Origin of the sequence: Arthrobacter sp. NQ7, from assembly GCF_029581595.2 — a bacterium.
Lineage (GTDB): Bacteria > Actinomycetota > Actinomycetes > Actinomycetales > Micrococcaceae > Arthrobacter > Arthrobacter phenanthrenivorans_B.
This window is the reverse complement of sequence record NZ_JARFXU020000002.1, coordinates 296573-320155: the sequence shown is the minus strand read 5'-3', so window position 1 is coordinate 320155 and position 23583 is coordinate 296573. Positions and strand designations below refer to the sequence as shown.

The window sequence follows — 23583 nt, the reverse complement described above, 5'->3', positions numbered from 1 at the left end:
TGTTCCGGATGCCGGGCCGCTGGTTCAGCCTTGTTTGACGTTGATGACCGAGATGGCTGCCGTCGATGTATCGTCCGGATCGCCGGCCCTTTCGTCCGATACCCCGGCCGGCCCGGCGTGGGGCACGTCCGAGGGCTGCACACTTGCCGCCGGTGGTTCCACTGGGATGGGCGCCACGTGCACCGCCGGCTGCGCTGGTACAGGTATGACCGTCACGGCAGGAGCGACCGCGGAACTGCCGCTACCGGTGGCGGGGTTCACCATTGCCTTGACCGGCGGCGTTGCGGCTGCGCCGGCCGTTGAGGCAGGACCGCCGGCTGCGCCCGTACCCGGCCCTGCGGCAGGACCGGGGGTCGCTGCGGAACCGGGGCTCGACGCGGGACCGGGCGCCGCTGCGGGGCCGGGGGCCGGGAGCGGCTCGACGCTGATCGGCTGGCCCCCGTACTCGGCGATATCGCTCGCCAGGCTCGCCAGCATGCCCTCAGCCTCGGAGACCATGTCCTGGTCACCGGCCGCGAGGCCCTTGACCAGGTACTGCGCCAGCGCGAATTCAGCGGACAGGGCAGCACGGCGCAGCAGGTGCTGGTCCGGGGCGTCCCGCCGGCTGGAGGTGTACGCCGTCAGCACGGCATCGATGAAGTCCTGTTCATTGGAAGCGACCAGCCAGGCAAAGTCGTCCGCGGGGTCGCCGATGCGCAGGTCCGTCCAGCCGGTGACAGCGGTGACCCGTCCCTGCTCCACCAGCAGGTTGTCTTCGTGCAGGTCGCCGTGCACCACGCAGGGGTTGAAACGCCAGAGCGAAACATCCTCCATCGCGTGTTCCCAACGGCGCAGCAGCCCGGCCGGAATCTTGCCGGTGGTGGCTGCCTGGTCCAACTCGTTGAGCCTCCGCTGGCGGAACTCGTTCGGGGTGTAACTGGGCAGGTCGGCATTGCTGACCAGCGACCGGGGAAGGTCGTGGACCGCCGCCAGTGCCGAGCCGATCTCGCGCGCCAGTCCAGCCGGCCCTGAGGTCAGTTCCTCGACGCTGCGGGTGCTGCCGGACAGGTGGGAATAAACGAATGTAGTGAGGCTTCCGAGCCGTACGCTCCCGGCCACTGTCGGCATCAGGAACGGCAGTTCGGCCCGGACACCGGGAGCGAAAGCCCGCAGCACCAGGAACTCCGTTTCCAGCCTGGCACTGGCTTCGGCATGCCGCGGCGACCGGACCCGCCACCGCTTGCCTTCGGAATCAAGGAGCAGTGCCGAGTCGAAGTCCGCGGGGTCATCCGGCGCAGAGCTAACGGCCGTCGGGGTCAGTCCTGGGACTGCCGCGGTTGCAATTGCCGCCAGTTCAATCGGTTTTCTTCTCACCGTTCCACGGTAGATCGCCCGCAGTCCCAGACGGCGGTCCGGTCGCGGCGAGTCTCCAGATAGCTGCCGATCGTGGAGTTCCGGCCATCACATCCACCCGCTGGAAATGTGAAATGTCCGTGGCAGTCAGTACGGTGGAACCATGAGCCATGCGGAGTCTGTAACACCCGTCCACCAGGCTGCGCCGGCACGGCTGCCGGCAAACCATTTGGTGGATACCCTCCTCCCGGTACGGCCCGCCCTGGTGGACCGCGGATCTGTCGCACGCGCCAGGCCCGGAATGGTCGAGGACCTGCTCGCCGGACCGGATGCCGTGGCCGCCGTCCTGTCGGGGCGGCAGGGGATGGTGCGGGGCAGCGACCTGGTGCTGACCGGGGCCAGGGAACTCCTCGCCGCGCTGGCCGCGGCCGGATCCGCACCGGAGCTCGTGGTGTACCTGGGCTCGGCGCTGCCGGCCAGCGATCTTCCGGCCGGAACGGAACTGCTGCTGTTCGTCCTGCCCCAGCCGCAGGAACCGGGCACCGGCGGCATTCCCTCGGATGCGGCCTGGGCGGGGTTCCGGGAGGTGGCGGCCGGCCTGACGGCCACCTCCACAGCCTTGTTCGTGGAAGCCAGCGCCATCGCCAACTGGCACGCCGCCCACACGCACTGTCCGCGCTGCGGCACACCTACCGTGGTCCAGTCCGGCGGCTGGGTGCGGCGATGCCCCGCTGACAATTCAGAACACTTTCCGCGGACCGATCCCGCCATCATCGTCACGGTGGTCGGCCCGGACGGCCGGCTGCTCCTGGGCGGCGGCGGCCCCCTCGACGCCCGGAACTACTCCACCCTGGCCGGATTCGTGGAGCCCGGGGAATCCCTCGAAGAGGCCGTCGTGCGCGAGATCCAGGAGGAAGTCGGGGTCCGGGTCAGCGCCTGCCAGTACCTGGGCTCCCAGTCATGGCCGTTCCCTGCCTCCCTTATGCTTGGATTCACCGCCGCCACCGAAGACACCCAGGCAACGCCCGACGGCGTGGAGGTCACCAGGGCACGTTGGTTCAGCCGCGAGGAACTCCAGGACGCGGTACTCAGCGGAGAGATCACCATTTCCAGCAGGCTGTCCATCGCCCGTTCCCTGATTGAGCACTGGTACGGCGGCCGGATCCTGGACCACGGCGAAGCCTAAGCATTCCATCCACCAGACTCCAGCACGCGGTAGTCGAGAAACAAAGCAGCAGAAGTGACTACAGAACAATTTGACGGAGCAGCCTCCCTCGAGGACCGCATCCTTGGAGGGCTTGACGCGGAACAGCGTGAGGTGGCCAGCACCCTGAACGGCCCACTGTGCGTCCTCGCAGGCGCAGGGACCGGGAAGACCCGCGCCATCACCCACCGCATTGCGTACGGCGTGCACTCGGGCGTCTACACGCCGCAGCGCCTGCTGGCCGTCACGTTCACCGCACGGGCAGCGGCGGAAATGCGCAGCCGTTTGCGCGACCTGGGCGCCGGAAACGTGCAGGCCCGCACCTTCCACGCCGCGGCCCTGCGCCAGTTGCAGTTCTTCTGGCCGCAGGCCGTGGGCGGCACGCTGCCCAACCTGCTGGACCACAAAGCCCAGATGCTTGCCGAGGCCGCGCGGCGGCTGCGGCTCAGCACCGACCGTGCCTCCATCCGGGACCTCGCCTCTGAAATCGAATGGGCCAAAGTGTCCATGCTGACGCCGGCCAACTACCTCGAAAACGCGCAGGGGAGGGGGGCGCCCGGCGGTTTCGACCTCACCACCGTGGCACGGGTCTTCCAGTCCTACGAGGACGTCAAGACCGACCGCAATGTCATCGACTTCGAAGACGTCCTGCTGATCACCGTGGGCATCCTGCAGGAGGATGAAAGGGTGGCCGCCACGGTCCGGGAACAGTACCGGCACTTCGTAGTGGACGAGTACCAGGACGTCTCCCCGCTGCAGCAGCGGCTGCTGGAGCTCTGGCTCGGCGGACGGGACGAACTGTGCGTGGTGGGTGACGCCAGCCAGACCATCTACTCGTTTACCGGCGCGTCGCCCCGGCACCTCCTGGACTTCAAGGCCCGCTACCCGCAGGCGAACGTGGTCAAGCTGATCCGGGACTACCGCTCCACTCCCCAGGTGGTGAAGCTGGCCAACGACCTCCTGGGGGCCCGCCGCAGCGGCGGCCCCGCCGCCGACGCCGCCTGGGCTGCGCCACTGAAGCTCGTGGCGCAGCGGCCCGCCGGGCCCGAACCCCAGTTCACGGAGTGCACGGATGACGAGGCCGAAGCAGCCACCGTGGCGCAGAAGATCAAGGCACTGCTCGACGCCGGCACGCCGGCCAGCGAGGTGGCAGTCCTTTTCCGCACCAACGGCCAGTCCGAGGCGTACGAGCAGGCACTGGCGGCGGCAGGCATCGGATACCAGCTGCGGGGAGGCGAGCGCTTCTTCGCCCGCAAGGAGGTCCGTGATGCCATCCTCCAGCTCCGCGCCGCCACCCGGGCCGTGTCAGAAGCGGACTCCGCCGAACCCCTCGGGCAGCTCGTCCGCGACATCGTCTCCTCGCTCGGCTACACCGATTCGGCTCCGCACAGTGGTGGAGCGCTGCGCGAACGCTGGGAATCCCTGGCCGCGCTGGTGGCGCTCGCCGACGAACTTGTGCAGAACCGGGGGCCTGGATTCGGGCTGGCGGACTTCGTCAACGAACTCCAGGAACGCTCCCTCGCCCAGCACGCCCCCACCGTGCAGGGTGTAACGCTCGCGTCCCTGCACGCCGCCAAGGGCCTGGAATGGGACGCCGTCTTCCTCGTGGGCCTCAGCGAAGGCTTGATGCCCATCTCCTTCGCCGACTCACCGGAATCGGTGGACGAGGAACGCAGGCTCCTCTACGTGGGCATCACCCGTGCCCGCGAACACCTGTCCCTCTCCTGGAGCACCGCACGGACACCCGGCGGCCGGGCCAACCGCAAGCCCTCGCGCTTTCTTGACGGCTTGCGGCCAAACTCTGTTGCCACCTCGAGCACCAAGGGGAAGGGAAGCGCTCCGCGCCGCAAGGCTGCGGCCCCCGCCGTGTGCCGGGTCTGCGGCAGCATGCTCGCTACCGGCGCCGAACGCAAGGTGGGCCGATGCAATGCCTGCCCTCCCACGTACGAGGAACAGACGTTCGACGCATTGCGCAACTGGCGCCGGGACGTGGCGCAGTCCGCGGACGTCCCTGCATTCGTGGTGTTCACCGATGCCACCCTCACCGCCATCGCCGAAGCAAGGCCGGAGTCACTCGAACAGCTCGCGGGACTCGCCGGCGTCGGCCCGTCCAAGCTTGAACGGTACGGGGAAGACGTCCTCCGGGTGCTCGCCGAAAGCTCCGTCCTGTGAGGCGCGGCGCCGGCACCGGCCCCCGCCAGCCTGCCCCCGCCCTGACCACCTCCGACGGCTCTCCCGTTGAAGTACGGCGGTCTGCGCGGCGCACCCGTACCGTTGCCGCATTCTGGGAGGACGGAACGGCGGTGGTTGCCATCCCGGCCCGCTTTACGGCCGCCCAGGAGCGGGAATGGGTCCACCGCATGCTGGCCAAACTCCATAAACAGGGGGAGCGGCAGGCCGCGGCCGGCCGGCGGCGTCCCGCCACGGACGAAGCCCTGGCCGCCCACGCGGCGCGGCTGTCCGCCGACTACCTCGGCGGCCGGTCAGTGCCCACCTCCGTCCGCTGGGTCACGAACCAAAACTCCAGGTGGGGTTCCGCCACGCCGGCTGAGGGCACTATCCGGTTGTCGGACAAGCTCCGGCCCATGCCGCAGTGGGTCATTGACTACGTCCTGCTGCACGAACTGGCCCACCTTCTGGTGGCCTCCCACAACGCGGCGTTCTGGAAGCTGCTGGAGGCGTATCCCGAAACCCAGCGGGCCAAGGCCTTCCTCGAGGGCGTCTCGTTCGCCACGTCCCGTGGCCTCACGAAGGCCGGTCAACCGGCCGACAACGCCGGGGACGGCATGGAGCCTGCGGGCAGCTGGTCCGGCGACGCCGACTAGGCGCGCAGAACCTCTGCCGCGGGATCAGAAGAGTTGGTCAAAAGAGTTGCCTTAAAAAGTGGCGGGCCAGGAAGTCCTGGCCCGCCACTTTCTGTGTCAGTTCGTTGACGGCCGGCCGCCGCCGTCGTCGTCCTTGCCGCCGGCGTCTCCGGCACCGCCCTCATCCGGAGTGCCGGTGTCCCCGGCACCGCCCTCTTCACCGGGCGTTTCGTCGAAGCCGCCACTGAGCAGTTTCTGCAGGGCGTCGTCCACCTCGCTGTCGCTCGCCTCGGCGAGCTTGCGGCGCGAGCTGAAGCCCTTCGGATCGTCGAGGTCTTCGGCGGTGGGCAGCAGGTCGGGGTGGTGCCAGATGGCGTCCCGGCCCTCGATGCCGCGTTCCTCCTTGAGCGTGGCCCACAGGGTAGCGGCGTCACGCAGCCTGCGGGGCCGCAGTTCCAATCCCACCAGGGATGCGAAGGCGTGTTCGGCGGGGCCGCCGGTCGCCCGGCGGCGCCGCACCGTCTCGCGCAAGGCGCCGGCAGAAGGGAGGACCTTTTCCGTTGCAGCCGCAGTCAGCTCGTCCACCCAGCCCTCGACGAGGGCCAGCGCCGTCTCGAGCTTCTCCAGTGCCTGCTCCTGGGCGGGCGTCCGCTGGGGCATGAAAACGCCCTGCGACAACGCCTCCTGGATGCCCTCCGGATTGCTGGGATCAAGGTCGCGGGCCAGCTCCTCGATACGCGACGTATCGATATGGATCCCGCGGGCGTAGGCCTCGATGGCGCCCAGCAGGTGTCCGCGCAGCCACGGAACCTGCACGAACAGCCGGGCGTGCGCGGCTTCCCGGACGGCGAGGAACAGCCGGATGTCGTTTTCGGGGAGGGACAGGCCCTCGCCGAACGCCGCAACGTTGGCGGGCAGGAGCGCCATCTCAAGGTCGGCAAGCGGGACGCCGATGTCGGTGGAGCTCACAACGTCTTTGGAAAGGGCGCCGATGGCCTGCCCCAGCTGCATCCCGAAGATGGCTCCGCCCATGTTCTGCAGCATGGAGGAGGCGCCGCCCATCATGGACTTCATTTCCTCGGGCATCTGCTCCGTCATGGCGGAGGACAGCGCGTTGGCGATGCTGTTGGCCACGGGTTCGGTCAGCCGCTTCCAGGTGCCAAGGGTTGCCTCCACCCACTCCGCGCGGGACCACGCCTTGCCGATCAGGCCGGTTGCCGGCAGGTCCGTGACCGGGTCCAGCCACAGTTCGGCGAGGCGGAGGGCCTCGTCCACGTCGCGGGACTGCTGGGCAGTGACGGACGGGTCGGAACTGCCGGCGGCCACCCTGCGGGCATTGTCGTGGGCCAGCGTCCAGTTGACGGGCCCTTCGGACGGTGCGCTCATCATGGCCTGCACCTGGGAGAACATCTGGGCCAGTACATTGGGGTCGTCCGGGAGGCCGGCAGCCTTGGCGAGTTCGGCGGGGTCGAAGTTTTCCATCCCCTTGCCGCCCATCAGGTTCTGCAGCATTTCGGCCAACGGGTCCTTGGGGGTGTCGTCGCCGTTGGACGGATTGAGTGGGTTGGAGGTCATGGTCCCGCCGATCGCTGGTGTGACTGGTGATCAACCTTCACGGTACCCCGGCAGGGGTCGGCTGTCTGCCGCCCGCCGCCGTCGTTCGCTCTAGGCAAAGCGGCCCGCCGCGCCGCCAGCGCGTACTGTTGGTGGGGTGACTACAACCCGTGGCGGCCATCCCTCCGAGGACCACGTTCCCGATCTTTCCCCCGTCCCCAACGCCGTTGCGTACGGTGCAGACAGCAGCTTCACAACGGACGACGGCGGCCGCCGGGGAAGGCGGCTTTCCACCATGATGGTTGCCGGGCTGGCGGCGCTCGGGCTGGGAATCGCCGTCGGCACCCTGCCGGTGCCGTACGTCATTGAATCGCCGGGGCCCACCTACAACACGCTGGGGGACAGCCAAGGCCATCCCGTTATCAACGTGAGCGGCCACGAAACATACCCGGCTAAGGGGAACCTCGACCTGACCACGGTGTATGTCGACGGCGGACCCACCGGCCAGGTCAGTATCCTCAACGCCTTCTCCGCCTGGCTGGACGGGTCCAAGGCCGTATACCCCGTGGAACTGATCTACCCCACGGGCACCACCAAGGAAGAGGCGCAGGAACAGAGCGCCGTCGCCATGGCCACGTCCCAGGAGAACGCGGTGGCCTCCGCCCTGAATGAACTTCGGATTCCCTTCGGGCAGCAGCTCCAGGCGGCGGACCTGTCCAAGGACTCCGCGTCCGCCGGGAAGATCCAGCAGGGCGACATCCTCAAATCCATCAACGGCAAGGAAATCACCGCGCTCAGCGTGATCCAGGATGAACTTGCCGCGGGCAAGGGTGCCCCGGTTTCCGTGACGGTTGAACGCGCGGGCCAGCCGGTCACGGTGGAAATCACGCCCAAGGACAACGGCCAGGGCCGCTTCATCCTCGGCGTCATGCTCAAGTACCTCTTCAGTTTCCCTTTCCAGGTGCAAATCTCGCTGGACAAGGTGGGCGGCCCCAGCGCCGGGCTGATGTTTTCGCTGGGGATTATCGACACCGTCACTCCGGGGGACCTCACCGGCGGCAAGCATATTGCGGGCACCGGCACCATCTCCCCGGACGGTTCGGTGGGGCCCATCGGCGGCATAGGCCAGAAGATGCGCGGCGCCCGTTCGTCAGGAGCCACCCTCTTCCTGGCGCCAGCCGCCAACTGCGATGAGGTGGCGGGCCACGTTCCCGACGGCCTGCAGGTGGTCCGGGTGCAGAACCTGTCGGAGGCCCGGCACGCGGTGGAACTGGTCGGCAGCGGACAGGACACTTCCGGACTTCCGGCCTGCGCGGGCAACTAAGCCGGGCCCAACTAGACTGGGCCCAACTAGACTCGACAGGAACTAAGCTTTACCGCCAGTCGTGGCACAGATGACGGACGAAACCAGCCGTTTGACCGGTACCGTACGTCGCTCGCATGCTTCGAATCTCGACGACCAGCTATGAGGTACCCAGTTTGTCCCGACCCGCCAGCACCATGTCCACCGGCAGACCACCATCACGACGCGGCGCCCTGACGCCAACCCTGATCGTCGTGGCCCTGGTGGTTGTGGGCTTCATCTTCTTCGCGAACGTCTGGACCGACGTCCTCTGGTACCGGCAGCTGGGCTTCATCGAGGTCTTCGTCACCGAAAACCTGGCCAAGATCGCCACGTTCGTTGCAGGCTTCGCGCTCATGTTCGCGGCGGTCTTCTTTTCCATCCGCATCGCCTACAACTCCCGTCCGGTCTACGCCCCGGACTCTGAGATCCGGGACAACCTCAACCGCTACCAGGCACAGCTGGAGCCTGTCCGCCGGATCGTCATGGTGGGCCTGCCGGTCCTCTTCGGCCTGTTCGCGGGCAGCGCGGCAGCCAGCCAGTGGCAGAAGGTCCTGCTCTTCTTCAACCAGGTGGGCTTCGGGCAAACCGATCCACAGTTCAACATGGACATCAGCTTCTACCTGATGACCCTGCCGTTCCTGGGGTTTGTCACCGGGTTCCTGATCAGCGTGGTGGTGATCGCAGGCATCGCCGGCATCCTCACGCACTACCTGTACGGCAGCATCCGGCTGATGGAACGCGGCGTCTTCACCAGCCGCGCAGCGCAAATCCACATCGCAGTGACGGGCGCGGCCTTCCTGGTCCTGCTCGGCATCAACTTCTGGCTTGACCGCTACTCCTCCGTGCAAAGCAACGGCGGCCGCTGGGCCGGTGCGCTGTACACCGACGTCAACGCGGTCATCCCCACCAAGGCCATCCTCGCCGTCGCTGCCGTCCTGGTGGCCATCCTGTTCATCGTTGCCGCCGTCATCGGCCGCTGGCGCCTGCCCGTCATTGGCACGGCCATGCTGATCATCACCTCCATCCTGGCCGGGGGAGTGTATCCCTGGGTGATCCAGCAGTTCCAGGTCCGCCCGTCCGAGCAGACGCTGGAAAAGGAGTACATCCAGCGCAACATCGACAACACCCGCCGGGCCTACGGCCTGGACGGCGTCCAGGAGACCCGGTATGACGCCACCAACACGGCCAACACCGGCGCCCTCGCACCGGACGCGCAGACCACGGCCAACATCCGGCTCCTGGACCCGAACCTGATTTCCGACGCCTTTGCGCAGCTGGAACAGTACAGGCCGTACTACCAGTTCCCCAAGGCACTTAATGTTGACCGCTACGAGGTGGACGGCAAGATTCAGGACACCGTGATCGCGGTCCGCGAGCTGAACCCCACCAACGTGGCAACCAACCAGCAGGGCTGGCTGAACCAGCACGTGGTGTACACCCACGGTTACGGTGTTGTCGCCGCCAAGGGCAACAAGTTCACCGTGGACGGCAAGCCGGAGTTCCTGCAGTCCGGTATCCCGTCCACCGGTGTGCTCGGCAACGACACCACCTATGAACCCCGGATCTACTTCGGCGAATCCTCGCCCGAGTACTCCATCGTGGGTGCCCCCGACGGCGCCACCCCCCGTGAGCAGGACCGCCCCTCCGGCAAGGAAGGGGAGGGTGAAACCCAGTACACGTTCAAGGGCAACGGCGGCCCGAACGTCGGCTCCTTCTTCAACAAGGTCCTTTACGCCATCAAGTTCCAGTCCTCGGACCTGTTGCTCTCGGACGGTGTGAACCCGGAGTCGCAGATCCTGTACGACCGCAGTCCCCGGGAGCGTGTCCAGAAAGTGGCCCCGTACCTGACGGTTGACGGCGGAGCCTACCCCGCGCTGGTGGACGGGCGGGTCAAGTGGATCGTGGACGGCTACACCACCAGCCAGTACTACCCGTACTCGCAGCAGAAGCAGCTCTCGGATGCCACCACCGACTCCCAAACGAGTTCCGGCCGGGCAGTGGCCCTGCCCAACAGCACCGTGAACTACATCCGCAACTCGGTCAAGGCGACGGTGGATGCCTACGACGGTTCCGTCACGCTGTACGCCTGGGACGACACCGACCCTGTCCTGAAGGCCTGGCAGAAGGTCTTCCCGTCATCGCTGAAGCCGTACTCTGAGATGTCCGGTGCCGTGATGAGCCACGTGCGCTACCCGGAGGACCTGTTCAAGGTACAGCGTGAGCTGCTGGGCCAGTACCACGTGACCGACCCCATCAGCTTCTACAAGAACAACGACGCGTGGAGCGTGCCCGCCGATCCCACCGTGGACACCGACGTGAAGCAGCCGCCGTTCTACATGTCCCTGCAGATGCCCGACCAGGAGAAACCTGCATTCCAGCTGACCTCGTCGTTCATCCCGCAGATCGTCAATGGAAACGCCCGCAACGTCCTTTACGGCTTCCTGGCCGCGGATTCGGACGCCGGGGGCCAGGCAGGCGTGAAGGCCGACGGCTACGGCAAGCTCCGGCTGCTCCAGATTCCGCCGGAAACCCAGGTTCCCGGCCCTGGCCAGGCGCAGAACAAGTTCAACTCCGACCCCACCGTGTCGCAGGCCCTTAACCTGCTGCGGCAGGGCGCCTCGGACGTCCTGAACGGCAACCTGCTCACGTTGCCCGTGGGCGGCGGCATCCTCTACGTCCAGCCGGTCTACCTCAAATCCACCGGTGAGACGTCGTACCCCACCCTGCAGCGCGTACTGGTGGCCTTCGGTGACAAGGTGGGCTTCGCGCCGACGCTCGATGCCGCCCTCAAGCAGCTCTTTGGCGGGGATTCGGGTGCAGCGGCAGGTGACTCGGCCAACAACGGACAGACACCGGCCGGTCCGGCAGCGCCGGCGACACCTGCGGAAGCCGATGCCAAGGCGCAGCTGAAAGCAGCCCTGGACGAGGCAAACTCGGCCATCCAGGCAGGCCAGACGGCGCTTTCCGCCGGCGATTTCGCCGCGTACGGTGACGCGCAGAAGAGGGTTGCGGCGGCGCTGAAGAAGGCCATGGACGCGGAGGCCAAGATTCCGGTCACCGCTCCGGAGGCCAGCCCGGCCCCGGCGGCCTCGTCCTCCCCGTCGGCTTCGCCGTCGCCCTCGGCAGGCAAGTAGGACGACGGCGGCGGCCCGGCATCCGGACCCTTCGTGGACCGGGTGCCGGGCCGGCGTAACGGACGTCACGCCGCTCCGATTTGGCCTGTGGTTCACCTCCCGGTAGAGTAGTTCTTGCGACGCGGGGTGGAGCAGTTCGGTAGCTCGCTGGGCTCATAACCCAGAGGTCACAGGTTCAAATCCTGTCCCCGCAACTGAGGAAAGGCCCGGACACTGGAAACAGTGTCCGGGCCTTTTGCTTTGCCCGGCAGCGGCCGGCCGTGCCACCGCCGCCGCGCCCGGGGACTGGTCGGGGGAGTCGGGAAAATAGGGTAGTGTTGATCAAGCGACGCGGGGTGGAGCAGTTCGGTAGCTCGCTGGGCTCATAACCCAGAGGTCACAGGTTCAAATCCTGTCCCCGCAACTTATGAAGGCCCCGACCGGCAGTTACGCCGGTCGGGGTTTTGTTTTTCCTTGGATGACCGGTGTTCCTAGTATTCTCTTTCGAAGGGTCCGCGATGTGCGGTGAGCCCCCGTCATTCCTGAGAGGTACGTTGTCCCATGGCCACACCCACGAAAAAGCCCGCCGCCGCGACGGGTAAGCGGTCACGGCTCTACTGGGTGGTTCCCGCCGTCCTCGTGGCAGTGGTCCTGGTGGTCCTGCTTGCGAAGCTCCTCATGGGGCTCCCGGCCGTGGCATCCTTTGTCGCTGACTACCCGGGACAATCCGAACTGCCCGACAACGCTCCGGTCGGATTCCCCGCCTGGCTGGCCTGGCAGCACTTCCTGAACGCCTTCTTCCTGCTCCTGATCATCCGCACGGGTTGGCAGGTGCGCACCACCACAAAGCCCAGCGGACACTGGACCAGGAACAACAAAGGCCTGGTCAAGACCAAAAATCCGCCTACGAAGATTACCCTTGAGCTCTGGTTCCACCTGACCCTTGACGCCCTCTGGATTATCAACGGGCTCGTCTTCGCGGTCCTGATCTTTGCCACCGGACAGTGGATGCGCATTGTCCCCACCAGCTGGGACATCTTCCCCAACGCACTGTCGGCCGCCCTTCAGTACGCCTCGCTGGACTGGCCCACGGAGGATGGCTGGATCAACTACAACGCGCTGCAGCTCCTGGCATACTTCGTCACCGTCTTCATCGCTGCCCCGCTTGCCTTCATCACGGGGCTGAGGATGTCCTCCGCCTGGCCGAAAAAGGCCGCAGGACTGAACAAGGCCTACCCGATCGAATGGGCCCGCGCCGTCCACTTCCCGGTGATGATCTACTTTGTGGCCTTCATCGCGGTCCACGTCTTCCTGGTGCTCACCACCGGTGCGCTGCGGAACCTTAACCACATGTACGGTGTCCGGGACGACGACGGCTGGTTTGGCTTCTGGGTGTTCCTCGCCTCCGTGGCGGTCATGGTGGCAGCCTGGTTCCTTGCCCGTCCGATCTTCCTGCGGCCCATTGCGTCCCTTATGGGCAAGGTCAGCCGCTGACCGAAGGGGTGCAGGCGGCTTTCGGGCCGGCAAGGGATGCTTAGGCTTCCTTGATCTTCTGGTATGCCTCAAGTGCCCGTTGCCGGGACTCCGGCAGGTCCACGAGCGGCTTCGGGTAGCCATCCGCCGTGGCCTCCCAGGGCTCATGGATCTCCTTGCCCTGAAGAGTTCTGAGCTCCGGAATGAAGGCCTTCAGGTAGCTGCCGCCGGCGTCGAACTTCCTGCTCTGGGTCACCGGGTTGAAGATCCGGTAGTAGGGGGAGGCGTCCGCCCCGGATCCGGCCACCCACTGCCAGTTCGCCGGGTTGTTGGCGGCGTCTGCATCCACCAGTGTGTCCCAGAACCATTCCTCCCCGATCCGCCAGTCAGCCAGCAGATTCTTCACAAGGAACGAGGCTGCGGCCATCCGGACCCGGTTGTGCATCCAGCCTGTCTGCCACAGTTGCCGCATGCCTGCATCCACCAGGGGGTATCCGGTGTTTCCCTGCTGCCATGCCGCCAGTTCCTTCCGGCTTAATGAGGCCCAGGGGAAGTTATCGAAGGCGGGCCGGAAGTTTCGGGTAGCCAAATCGGGGTTGTGGAAGAGGAGGTGCCAGTTGAATTCGCGCCAGCCCAGTTCGGACTGGAAGGTACCGACGTCGGCGGGAATCTTTCCCGGGTGGCGCCGCCGGATCTCGCGCCACACCCGGAACGGACTGACCTCGCCGAAGCGCAGGTGCGGCGACAGCCTGCTGGTTCCCTCCGTGCCCGGCAGGTTCCGGCCGGTGCCGTATTCCTCAATGGGTCCGTCCAGGAAGTCCTCGAGGCGGTGGGCAGCGCCGTGTTCCCCCGGTTCCCAGGCTTCGGCCAGGCCGCCGCTCCAGTCGGGGGAACTGGGCAGCAGGTTCCAGCCGCCGAGTGTGTCGGTGGCGGGGAGCCCCCGGCCCGAATGTGCAGGTTCCGGCAGTTCCGTTGGGGCCTCCAGGGGGTCCCGGATCTCATGGGAGGCAAGGCAGGCCCGCCAGAAGGGGGAGTACACCTTGTAGGGGCCACCCGCGCCGGTGCGGATTGTCCAGGGCTCAAACAGGAGGTTCGCCTGGAAACTGGAGGCCTGGATCCCGTTGCTGCCGGCCCAATCCTTGAGGCCGGCGTCTATGGTCCGCTCCGGCTGGGCATACCGCCGGTTCCAGAAGATGTGGCTGGCGTTGGTTTGGCGGGCAAGCTTCCTGATGGTCTCGTCGGCGGGCCCCCGGCGGAGCACGAGCCGTGATCCCTTGCTTTCGAGGTCCGCGGACAGCGCGGCCAGCGAATGGTGCAGCCACCAGCGGGCGGCCCCGCCGAGCGGCCGCACGCCGTCGGACTCCTCGTCCAGGACGTAGACCACGGTCACCGGCTCCCCGCGGTGGGCGGCCTCGGCAAGGGCCGGGTTGTCATCCAGCCGCAAATCATCTCGCAGCCAGACCAGGGAAGTTCCTTCGGAAGACGTCATGGCACCACGCTACACACTGTGGAAACGCCAATGGCCGGGACCACGGTCCCGGCCATTGCCGTTTTGCCCCCTGGGATCGGGGTTGCCCTTAGAGTTTGTCGAAGTCGGCTTCTTCAACCGTTGATTCGGCGCCTGCCGGGTTGGCTGCGCCAAGCGCCGGCTTGGAGTTTCCTGCCTTCAGGGCCGCCAGCCGGGCCTCGATTTCCGTCTGCTCGCCCAGGTCTTCCAACTGGTTGAACTGGGCATCCAGGCTGGATGCTGCCAGTTCCTGCTGGCCGCGGACCTTGGCTTCCTCCCGGCGGATCTTTTCCTCGAAACGGCCCACTTCGCTGGTGGGATCCATGATGTCGATGCTCTTGATGGCATCGTGCACCTGGGACTGTGCCGCCGCCGTCTTGGACCGGGCCACCAGTTCGTTGCGCTTGCTGGTGAGCTGGTTGAGCTTGTTCTTCATCTGGTCCAGGCCGGATTTCAGCTTCTCGACCACTTCGCGCTGGGAGGCAATGCTCGGCTCGGCACCCTTGGCTTCGTTTTCGGCAGCCATCTGGCGCTGCAGCGCCACCTTTGCCAGGTTGTCGAATTTCTCGGCGTCGGCTACATCGCCGGCCGCACGGAACTCGTCAGCCTTTCGGGAAGCGGCAAGAGCCTTGTTTCCCCAGTCCCGGGCATTCTTGACGTCTTCGTTGTAGTCGTCTTCCAGCATCCGGAGGTTGCCGATGGTCTGCGCCACGGCGGATTCCGCTTCGGCGATGTTGTTGGTGTAGTCGCGGACCATCTGGTCCAGCATCTTCTGCGGATCCTCCGCGTTGTCCAGCAAGGAGTTGATGTTCGCCTTTGCCAGCTGCGCGATGCGGCCGAAAATGGACTGCTTAACCATGGTGTTTGCCTTTCGTCCTGCTCTGTGTTGACCACTGGAACCGGTGCACAGTGGTGTACTGCGTCTGTCCGCCCGCCGGGATCTGCCGGCGTCCGGCGGAAGTCTCTAGAAACTGCCGGAGTCTCCGCCGCCGAAGTCCCCGCCTCCGAAGCCGCCGTCCCCGCCGCCGAAGCCTCCGCCGCCGCCGTCGCCCCAGCCGCCTCCGCCGCCCCAGCCGCCGTGGCCGCCGTTGAGGATCGAGTTGATCAGGATGCCGCCGAGGATGGCTCCACCAAGGCCGCCGCCCCCGCCTCCGCCAAACATGCCGCCCCGGCCGAAGCCCTGGTTGGCATAGCCGTCGAAGTGCTCCACATCGGCCTGCGCCAGCTGTGCCGCCTGCGCCGCCAGGGCATGGGCCTGCTGCGCATAGGTGAGCGCGGTGACAGGATCGGTGCGGGCGATCGACAGGGCATAGTCGAGGTTGCGCTGGGACTCGGCCAGCCGGGTCCGTGCCTCCGTGCCCACCCCGCCACGGCGGGCCGTGATGTAGTCGGACGTCGCGCTGATCTGTGCCTGTGCCGACATGATGGTTTGCTGCAGGGACGCCTGCGCGCGCCGGGCCTGCTCCTGCTGGTCGCGGATCCCGGTCAAAGCCTGGTCCAGTGACTGGTGGGCTGTTTCAACCCGTTGGAGCGTGGCGATGGGGTCGATCTTTCCACCCTGGATTTCGGATTTGACCTGTGCCAGGGCGGCTTCCACCGCCGCGACCGGCCCGGCCAGCTCGGCGTGTGCCCCGGACTGGATCATGGCTTTTGCCTGGGCCAGGTCCTGCGACGTGTCCACGACTGCCGTTTCCAGGCCGTTCCGGGCTTCATCGAGGTTGGCTGCCACCTTGGAGATGGCGTCGAGGAGGACGTTGGTCTGGTGCAGGCTCTCCTCAGCGGCGCGCACGGCAACGGCGGCAAGACTTGCCTCGCCCTCGCCAAGCTTCTGTTGGGCCGTCTGGGAAGCGTTCTGCACAAAGGCAAGCCGTTCCTTGGCCTGGACGATGTTGTCAGCGACCTGGCTCAGGGCGCTGTCCGCGTACTTGGAGCGCATCCCGGCCAGCGACTGCTCGGCACTGGCAATCTTGGCATCGGCTTCGCGGGCCCCGGCGTTGACCGCCGCAAGGGCCTGCGGAGCGTTCTTCTCCAGTTCACGGAGGGAGTCGAAGTCCGCCTTCTGCTCCTGGAGGGATGCCAATGCGGCCTCGGACCGGCGGATGATCTCGCCGAGCCAGGTGCGCTGCTGCTCTTCCGTGTCCGGAATATGGTCGTCCAGTTGCTGCTGCAGCTTGAAGGACTCGGTCATGTGGGCCTTCGCTTCGGCCAGTGCCTTGGTGAAATTCCCGACGGCGGCGTCACCGTACTGTGCCTGCGCGAACCCAAGTTCCTGTTCGCTGGATTTGATGGCGTCATCGGCCTCGATCAGCAGGGAACCGCTCTTCCGGCGGAGCTCCTCGACGCTGAGCGATGCCAGCGGGTCCAGTTCGGCGCCCTGGGGACCGTAGCTTCCACTGGAAGCGGCCTGGCCGGCAGCAGCCTTCTTCCGCCGGTTCCGGTAGTACAGGTATGCACCGCCGCCGGCCACCACCACGCCGGCACCAACCAGGACTCCGGCCCCTGCCCCGGCACCCGATGACACATTGCCACTGCCTCCACCCGCGGCGTCACCAACGGCTGACGCGGTATCGATGGCAGCTTGCGCGAAGTCCTTCTTGCCGCCGGCAAGATTGGCCACGATGGCGTTCTGCGTGATGTTGCTGCGCTTGGAATAGATGGCACTGGCGGAGTTGGGGGAGAAGTAGTACTTGCCTTGGTCGGTCGCGATTGCCAGGATCACGTCTGCCTTGCCCATGCCCTTTGCCTGCGCGACGGCATTGGACCAGGCGGCGGGATCGCTGGGGTTCTCGAACGACTTCACCGTTACCACGTACAGGTTGTACTTGTGGTCCTTCAACAGCTTCTGGATGGCATCCTGGACTTCGCCCTTCCGGCTGCCCAACACGTTTGCGTTGTCAACAATGTTGGTCCCGGAGGGAATGGTGACCGGGTCTTCGGCCCAGGCCGCGCCGGCGGGTACCGCCAGCAGCCCGGCAAGGCCGATCACGGCGAGGATACGTTTGAACTTTGACCGCATGTGCAACCCTTCAGCACGCCTGACACCGATTCGGGACGAATCAGTCGTCGAATCCAGCAGCGCCCCCACGCTTGGTGTGAAGCCGCAGGTCGCTGTGGCAATTCATCTTGATTCTATGGTGCACCCCACAGGCCGTCCACGGCGCCGAATATGCCCCCAGCGAAACGGTCCGCCCGGCGCCCCGGCGTTCCCAAAGCGTTCAGGAAGCTCTCAGCAAACATCCGAGCTTGTTCCAGCGGGACCCGTCATAGTTAAAGGCAGACGAGGATGAAAGGAAGTCCCATGACTGAGAATCAAACCCCAGGACCGGTCCCGGAGGACAACCACGCGGGCAGCCGGAACCCCTGGCAGCAGCAGGACCCGCAGCAGCCCGGAGACCGCCAGGCGGCATCTCAGTTTGGGAACGGCGTCCGCAGCCCGGAACAGGGACGCGGCGGCACTGCCGGCGACCAGCCACACAACCCCACGGAGCGGCTGGACCGCCCGCAGCCCCATGACCAGGACCATACCCGGGAAATGCCGGGCTCCTCGCGTCCCGAGTATCCGCAGCGCCAGCCGTTCTACGGCCAGTCCGGGAACTACGGCCAGCAGCACCAGAACGGCCAACCGATCTACGGCGGTGCCGGCCACGGCACCCCCACCGGCAACGTCGGCCTGGCCCCCAACCCCAAGGATGCGCCGCGCCGGAAGGCAAGCTTCGGCGTCGGAACCCTGGTGGCGAGCATCCTGGCAGCAGGCCTGGTGGGCGGCGGAGTGGCAACCGTTGGCGCCGGCGAACTGTTCGGGAACACCGGGTCCAGCGCATCCACCGTGGGCAGCAACAGCCAGCCGGGCACGGTCATCGTCAACAACAAGGACGACGTCAATTCAATCACCGCGGCTGCCGTGAAGGCTTCGCCGAGCGTCGTGACCATCAGCGCCACCAGCGGCAGCTCCGGCGGTACGGGCTCAGGCATTGTCCTCGACGACCAGGGACACATCCTGACCAACACGCACGTGGTGACCCTGGATGGCCAGACCGCCAACGCCACCCTTGAAATCCGCACCAGCGACGGAAAGGTCCTGCCCGCAAAACTGGTGGGCACCGACCCGTTGTCCGACCTCGCGGTCATCAAGGTGGACGACACCTCGGGCCTCACCCCTGCCACCCTTGGAGACTCCTCCAAGCTCAACGTCGGGGATACAGCCATCGCCATCGGGTCCCCGCTGGGCCTCACCGGTACGGTCACCGACGGCATCGTCTCCACCCTCAACAGGACCATCAGCGTGGCCTCCTCCGCCGCGCCGAAGGGCGGCGACAACAGCCAGGGCGGTGACCAGGGCTTCCAGTTCGCCCCTCCCGGCGGCGGGCAGAGCCAGCAGAACACGGGCGAGGGATCCATCGCCATCAACGTGATCCAGACTGACGCGGCCATCAACCCCGGCAACTCCGGCGGCGCCCTGGTGAACACCAAGGGCGAGATCATCGGCGTCAACGTTGCGATCGCTTCCGCCGGTTCCGGGACCTCAACGTCGCAGAGCGGCAACATCGGCGTCGGCTTCAGTATCCCCATCAACAACGCCAAACGGGTGGCCCAGGAACTGATCAACAGCGGCAAGGCCTCGCACGGCCAGCTGGGCGTCAGCGTCAAGGCCAAGGCCTCGTCGGGAGCCACCTCCGAGTTCTCGGTGGGCGCCGACGTGGCGACGGTTGACCCCAACTCTGCTGCCGGAAAAGCTGGAATCAAGGTCGGTGACGTCATCACCAAGTTCAACGACCTCACTATCGGCGAACCCAACCAGCTGACCGCTGCCGTCCGCGAACAGCCCGCAGGCTCCACCGTCAAGATCACGGTGCAGCGCGGCGGCAAGGAGCAGACCTTCGACGTCACGCTGGGTGCCGCTGCCAGCTGACGCAACCGGACAAGCAGCCTGCAACGCGTGACGACGGCGGGGTCCCCACCCAAGGGGGCACCGCCGTCGTCACGCGTTACGGGCGGCCTGAAACAGGCGTTAACGGAAGAGGGCGCGGGGGCTCGCCGATATGGTTAGCTAGGAGCTACCCGCCTGCCGGGCATTCCGCGGCCATGCCCACCCGGCTGGCTGTCCACAAGCATGGAAGGCTGCTGTAAACACAGTGGAAGAGACATTGAAGATCGTAGTCCTGGTCAAACATGTACCGGACGCCCAGTTCGACCGCCACCTCAACGGCGAGGGCCATACCACGGACCGCGACGAGAGCATTCTGTCCGAGCTTGACGAATACGCCCTGGAGGCTGCCCTCCAGCTGGCAGAGGCACGGGGCGGAGGCAAGGCGGGCAACCAGGTCATCGCCCTCAGCATGGGCCCCGCCGGCGCCGTGAACGCCGTGAAGAAGTCGCTGCAGATGGGGGCCACCGAGGGAGTCCACCTGACCGACGACGCCCTGGCCGGTTCGGACGCCGCGGCCACCTCCCTGGCCCTTGCGGCAGCCGTCCGGCACCTGGGGGATGTGGACCTGGTCATCACCGGCATGGCGTCCACGGATGGTGAAACCTCGCTCGTCCCCGCGCAGCTGGCGGAGCGGCTGGGACTGCCGCAGGTGACCTTCGCTTCCACCCTGCAGGTGGACGGCGGCCGGCTGACGGCCCGCCGCGACGCCGATACCTACTCGGAGACGGTGGAGGCCCCGCTGCCCGCCGTTGTGTCCGTCACGGACCAGATCAACGAGCCCCGGTACCCCAATTTCAAGGGCATCATTGCTGCCAAGCGGAAGAGCATCACCACCCTGTCGCTGGCCGACATCGGTGTGGACCCTTCCCACGTGGGCTTCGCCGGTTCCTGGACCACCGTGACCAGCGCGGAACAGCGCCCACCCAGGACTGCAGGCACCATCATCACCGACGAAGGCGACGCCGGCATCAAGCTGGTTGACTTCCTGGCCGCCCAGAAGCTGCTCTAAGAGGGACACCGACATGGCAAAAGTACTCGTATTCATCGACAACCCCGGCGCAGCACTGAAGAAGAGCAGCCTGGAGCTGCTGACACTGGCCCGTTCCCTGGGCGAGAGCACCGTCGCCCTTAACGGGGACCTGTCCGACGCCGTCGCCGCCACCTTCGCCGAGTACGGAGTGGCCGGCATCCTGCGTCCTTCGGGCCAGGACCTGGATGACTTCCTGGTGGCGCCGAAGGCAGCCTACCTGGCCGCAGCGGCGGAAAACACCGGCGCCGGCATCGTGCTGCTGGACAACTCACCTGAGGGCAAGGAAATCGCCGCGCGGCTGGGCGTCCGGTTGAATGCCGGCGTCATCACCGATGTCGTCGCGGTGGACGCGGACGGCACGGCGCACAAGTCCGTCCTGGCCGGCTCCTACACCACGTCCTGCAAGGTCACGACGCCGGTTTCCGTGCTGACCCTCAAGGCCAACAACATCACCCCGGAACCTGCTCCGGCAGCCAGCACCCCCGCGTCCGGCACCGTGGAGGTCCCCGCCGTGGCCGCGGCGGCCCGCATCACCGCGCGGGAGCAGAAGGTGGCCAGCGGCCGCCCGGACCTGACCGATGCCCGGATCGTCGTGGCCGGCGGACGCGGCATGGACGGCGACTTTGGTCCCGTCGAAGAACTGGCCGATGCCCTCGGCGCAGCGGTCGGCGCGTCCCGCGCCGCCACGGACGCCGGCTGGATCAGCCACGACGCGCAGGTGGGGCAGACCGGCAAGACGGTGTCGCCGCAGCTGTACATCTCCGCAGGCATCTCAGGCGCCATCCAGCAGAAGGCCGGAATGCAGACGTCCAAGGTCATCGTCGCCATCAACAAGGACGCTGAGTCCCCGGTCTTCGAGATCGCGGATTTCGGCATCGTTGGTGACGTCTTTGAGGTCCTGCCGCAGGCCACGGCCGAAATCAAGAAGCGAAAAGGCTGACTCCTTGACAGCCTCCCTCCCAAGGGCACAGAGCCCGTTCAACCCGGAGACGCACCGGGTTGGGCGGGTGCTCTGTTTCGCGGCCCACCCTGACGATATCGATTTTGGCGCCGCGGGCACCGTCGCCGGCTGGACCGCGGCAGGCGTCGAAGTCAGCTACTGCATCATGACTGACGGCGACGCCGGCGGCTTCGACCCCGCGCACCGTGCCGACATCATCGCCATGCGCGACGCCGAACAGCGCCGCGCCGCCGAACTCGTAGGCGTCACCGACATCCACTATCTCCACCAGCGGGACGGGTACCTGGAACCATCACACGAGGTGATGCGGGACGTGGTGCGCCTGATCCGGAAAATCCGGCCCGACGTCGTCCTTGCCATGCATCCGGAGCGGAACTGGCAGCGGATCCAGAAAAGCCACCCCGACCACCTGGCCGTGGGTGAAGCGGTGACCCGGGCGGTCTATCCGGCGCTGGAAAATCCCTTTGCCTACCCGGAACTGGCAGCGGCAGGCCTGGAAGCCTACAAGCTGCCGTGGCTCTGGCTGTATGCCGGGCCGGAGGAGCGGGAAAACCACTTCGTGGACGTCTCGGGGCACGTGGACGCCAAGCTCGCCGCCATCCACGTGCATGTCAGCCAGCACCCGGATGTTGCCGCCATGGAGGCCACCGTCCGCCATGGGATGCAGGTAAACGCCGCCCGGGCCGGCCTGCCAGCGGGCCGCTCCGCGGAAGCCTTCCATGTGGTGGCAGTCAATGGACCCGGCACTATCGCCGGTTTCTAGGTCAACGGCCTTCAACAGCAAAGGCGCGCCCCGGTTCCTTCAACAGGAACCGGGGCGCGCCTTTCACGTGCGTCGTCAGGCGCCGAGCGGAGCCGCGGCCACGGTGGGCAGAGTGGGCGACGTGGAGCCGCCGGCCGGCTCAACGGTGATCCCGAGGGCGGCAGCCGAATGGATGCCCTGGACCACTGCGGGCTTGGACAGGGCCTGTTCGTCCATCAGCCCTTGCGATACCGGCGCCGACCCGTCCTTGGGGATCAGCCACATCTGGTACACCTTGCCCGCCGGGGGAGCGGGTACGCCGCTCATCTTCACCACCACCGAGTCCTTGGACTCGGAAATCAGCACGGTGGCCTTTCCGCCGCCGGCCACGTTCACGGATGCCTCCCGCAGGTCCGAGGCGCGGGCCACCTGGTTGACGGGATCGTTCTGGTCGGCAAGGTAGGCGCCAACGCCCACACCGCCGAGCGCTATGGCTGCGGCAGCCGCCACGCCCACCAGCCAACGCCGGGCACCGGACGGTCCACGCCGTTCCTCCCGGCGTTTCCGGGCCTGCGCCAGCTCGTCGAGCGGGCCGGTTCCGCTGTGGAGGCCGGGCTGGAAGCCGGGGCTTCCCGCTGCTGCTGCGGCAGCTCCGCCGTCCTGTCCCGTTTGTGCCGGGAGTTGGGCGGGAAGCTGGGCGACGATCCGGTCGAACAGGTCCGACGGCGGCTCCGCCTCGGCACGGAAGGTGCGGGCGAGCGCCTCCCGTGACTGCCGCACCCGTTCCAGGAAGGCCAGCCGCTCCGCTTCCGGAGCTGAGGAGATGTAGTGGTCGATGGCATCGCGTTCCTGGTCCGTCACCGCGTCAAGGGCGTAAAGTTCCGCGAGGTCGACGGCCCGTCCTGACGCGAGGTCCATGGCGACGGTGTCGCCGAAGGCGCTGGAACGTCCATTGTGTCCGTGGTCCATGCCGCTCATCTCAACTCACCCCCAAACAGGTCTTCAATCGGATCAGTCCATCGCGGATGCGGGACTTGATAGTGGGCACTGCTGCATTCAGGCGCTCCGCCACCTCCCGGTAGGTGAGGCCGCCGTAGTAGGCCAGGCGAACGGATTCCTGCTGGGTTTCGGTCAGCGTCCCCAGGCAGCGGACCACCGCCTCCGCCTCAAGCCGGCTGCCCACTTCATCTGACACGCTGTCGTGGTCGATGTCCTGCGTGCTCGCCCCGTACCGTGCCTCCCTGTCGGTGGAGGACTGCGAGGAGCGGACCTTGTCCACCGCCCGCCGGTGCGAGATGGTCATCAGCCAGGAGAGCGGGCTGCCCGCCTGCGGATCGAACTTGGCCGCGTTTTGCCAGACCTGCAGGAAGACTTCCTGGGTGGTGTCCTCGCTGAGCTCGGGATCGATCAGGACCCGCCGTGCCATGCCAAAGACCCTGCGGGACGTCAGCTGGTAGAACTCGGCAAAGGCCGCCTGGTCCCCGCGGGCAATGCCCGCCAGCAGGACCGAGAGGCGCTGGCTGAGGTCTGCAGGTGGGTCAGTCACCGCGGCCGAGCCTTCTGAATTGGGCGCGTTGGGAGTTTCCATTAC

At 66.7% G+C, this 23583-nt stretch carries 17 protein-coding genes and 2 tRNA genes; 12 read left to right on the top strand and 7 right to left on the bottom strand.

The window, feature by feature from the left end; all coding sequences use genetic code 11:
* Window positions 1-24 precede the first annotated feature (24 nt).
* Window positions 25-1353: a macrolide 2'-phosphotransferase gene (locus PUN71_RS04265; RefSeq protein WP_277797453.1), complete on the bottom strand. Its 1329-nt coding sequence runs from the start codon at window positions 1351-1353 to the stop codon at window positions 25-27.
* 142 nt (window positions 1354-1495) lie between these two features.
* On the opposite strand from PUN71_RS04265, the gene nudC reads away from it, so the two are divergent.
* Genes nudC through PUN71_RS04250 form a run of 3 tightly spaced genes read left to right on the top strand, consistent with a single transcriptional unit; the run spans window position 1496 to window position 5361 of the window.
* A complete protein-coding gene (nudC, locus tag PUN71_RS04260) occupies window positions 1496-2518 on the top strand; it encodes an NAD(+) diphosphatase (RefSeq protein ID WP_277797452.1) in 1023 nt (340 codons plus the stop codon).
* A 54-nt stretch (window positions 2519-2572) separates the two neighbouring features.
* Window positions 2573-4708: an ATP-dependent DNA helicase UvrD2 gene (locus PUN71_RS04255; protein WP_043450642.1), complete on the top strand. Its 2136-nt coding sequence runs from the start codon at window positions 2573-2575 to the stop codon at window positions 4706-4708.
* On the top strand, window positions 4705-5361 hold the full coding sequence (locus tag PUN71_RS04250) for a M48 family metallopeptidase (RefSeq protein WP_052259975.1): 657 nt from the start codon (window positions 4705-4707) through the stop codon (window positions 5359-5361). The genes PUN71_RS04255 and PUN71_RS04250 overlap by 4 nt, the downstream gene beginning before the upstream one ends.
* A 96-nt stretch (window positions 5362-5457) precedes the next feature.
* Here the strand turns inward: PUN71_RS04250 and PUN71_RS04240 are convergent, their stop codons facing one another.
* Window positions 5458-6915: a zinc-dependent metalloprotease gene (locus PUN71_RS04240; RefSeq protein ID WP_349361801.1), complete on the bottom strand. Its 1458-nt coding sequence runs from the start codon at window positions 6913-6915 to the stop codon at window positions 5458-5460.
* Between the two features lie 274 nt (window positions 6916-7189).
* On the opposite strand from PUN71_RS04240, the gene PUN71_RS04235 reads away from it, so the two are divergent.
* The 5 genes from PUN71_RS04235 to PUN71_RS04215 all read left to right on the top strand — a co-directional run bounded on the left by PUN71_RS04235 (window position 7190) and on the right by PUN71_RS04215 (window position 12846).
* Window positions 7190-8218, top strand: coding sequence for a YlbL family protein (locus PUN71_RS04235; protein ID WP_502860025.1), 1029 nt, complete (start codon window positions 7190-7192; stop codon window positions 8216-8218).
* 176 nt (window positions 8219-8394) lie between these two features.
* Window positions 8395-11373 carry a UPF0182 family membrane protein gene (locus tag PUN71_RS04230; RefSeq protein ID WP_277797526.1) on the top strand — a complete coding sequence of 993 codons (2979 nt, stop codon included), beginning with the start codon at window positions 8395-8397 and terminating at the stop codon, window positions 11371-11373.
* A 120-nt stretch (window positions 11374-11493) separates the two neighbouring features.
* A tRNA-Met gene (locus tag PUN71_RS04225) sits at window positions 11494-11567 on the top strand.
* A 135-nt stretch (window positions 11568-11702) separates the two neighbouring features.
* Window positions 11703-11776: transfer RNA gene (locus tag PUN71_RS04220), tRNA-Met, on the top strand.
* Between the two features lie 137 nt (window positions 11777-11913).
* On the top strand, window positions 11914-12846 hold the full coding sequence (locus PUN71_RS04215; protein ID WP_277797450.1) for a cytochrome b/b6 domain-containing protein: 933 nt from the start codon (window positions 11914-11916) through the stop codon (window positions 12844-12846).
* Between the two features lie 40 nt (window positions 12847-12886).
* On the opposite strand, the gene PUN71_RS04210 is transcribed toward PUN71_RS04215, so the two are convergent.
* The 3 genes from PUN71_RS04210 to PUN71_RS04200 form a co-directional block, all read right to left on the bottom strand.
* On the bottom strand, window positions 12887-14314 hold the full coding sequence (locus PUN71_RS04210) for a cryptochrome/photolyase family protein (protein WP_277797449.1): 1428 nt from the start codon (window positions 14312-14314) through the stop codon (window positions 12887-12889).
* A gap of 88 nt (window positions 14315-14402) precedes the next feature.
* Window positions 14403-15191 carry a PspA/IM30 family protein gene (locus PUN71_RS04205; RefSeq protein ID WP_043450647.1) on the bottom strand — a complete coding sequence of 263 codons (789 nt, stop codon included), beginning with the start codon at window positions 15189-15191 and terminating at the stop codon, window positions 14403-14405.
* 105 nt (window positions 15192-15296) lie between these two features.
* Window positions 15297-17348 carry a TPM domain-containing protein gene (locus PUN71_RS04200; protein ID WP_277797448.1) on the bottom strand — a complete coding sequence of 684 codons (2052 nt, stop codon included), beginning with the start codon at window positions 17346-17348 and terminating at the stop codon, window positions 15297-15299.
* 282 nt (window positions 17349-17630) lie between these two features.
* On the opposite strand from PUN71_RS04200, the gene PUN71_RS04195 reads away from it, so the two are divergent.
* From PUN71_RS04195 to PUN71_RS04180, 4 genes are all read left to right on the top strand, one after another.
* Entirely contained in the window at window positions 17631-19241 is a 1611-nt protein-coding gene (locus tag PUN71_RS04195) for a S1C family serine protease (protein WP_277797447.1), read from the top strand.
* A 235-nt stretch (window positions 19242-19476) separates the two neighbouring features.
* Complete coding sequence (locus PUN71_RS04190) at window positions 19477-20268, top strand: electron transfer flavoprotein subunit beta/FixA family protein (RefSeq protein ID WP_043450652.1); 792 nt, start codon at window positions 19477-19479, stop codon at window positions 20266-20268.
* A gap of 13 nt (window positions 20269-20281) precedes the next feature.
* Complete coding sequence (locus tag PUN71_RS04185; protein WP_277797446.1) at window positions 20282-21229, top strand: electron transfer flavoprotein subunit alpha/FixB family protein; 948 nt, start codon at window positions 20282-20284, stop codon at window positions 21227-21229.
* Between the two features lie 4 nt (window positions 21230-21233).
* On the top strand, window positions 21234-22013 hold the full coding sequence (locus tag PUN71_RS04180; RefSeq protein ID WP_277797445.1) for a PIG-L deacetylase family protein: 780 nt from the start codon (window positions 21234-21236) through the stop codon (window positions 22011-22013).
* 75 nt (window positions 22014-22088) lie between these two features.
* Here PUN71_RS04180 and PUN71_RS04175 read toward each other — a convergent pair whose 3' ends face one another.
* Both PUN71_RS04175 and PUN71_RS04170 read right to left on the bottom strand, forming a co-directional pair.
* A complete protein-coding gene (locus PUN71_RS04175; RefSeq protein WP_277797525.1) occupies window positions 22089-22961 on the bottom strand; it encodes an anti-sigma factor in 873 nt (290 codons plus the stop codon).
* 10 nt (window positions 22962-22971) lie between these two features.
* On the bottom strand, window positions 22972-23580 hold the full coding sequence (locus PUN71_RS04170) for a sigma-70 family RNA polymerase sigma factor (RefSeq protein WP_056334776.1): 609 nt from the start codon (window positions 23578-23580) through the stop codon (window positions 22972-22974).
* Window positions 23581-23583 lie beyond the last annotated feature (3 nt).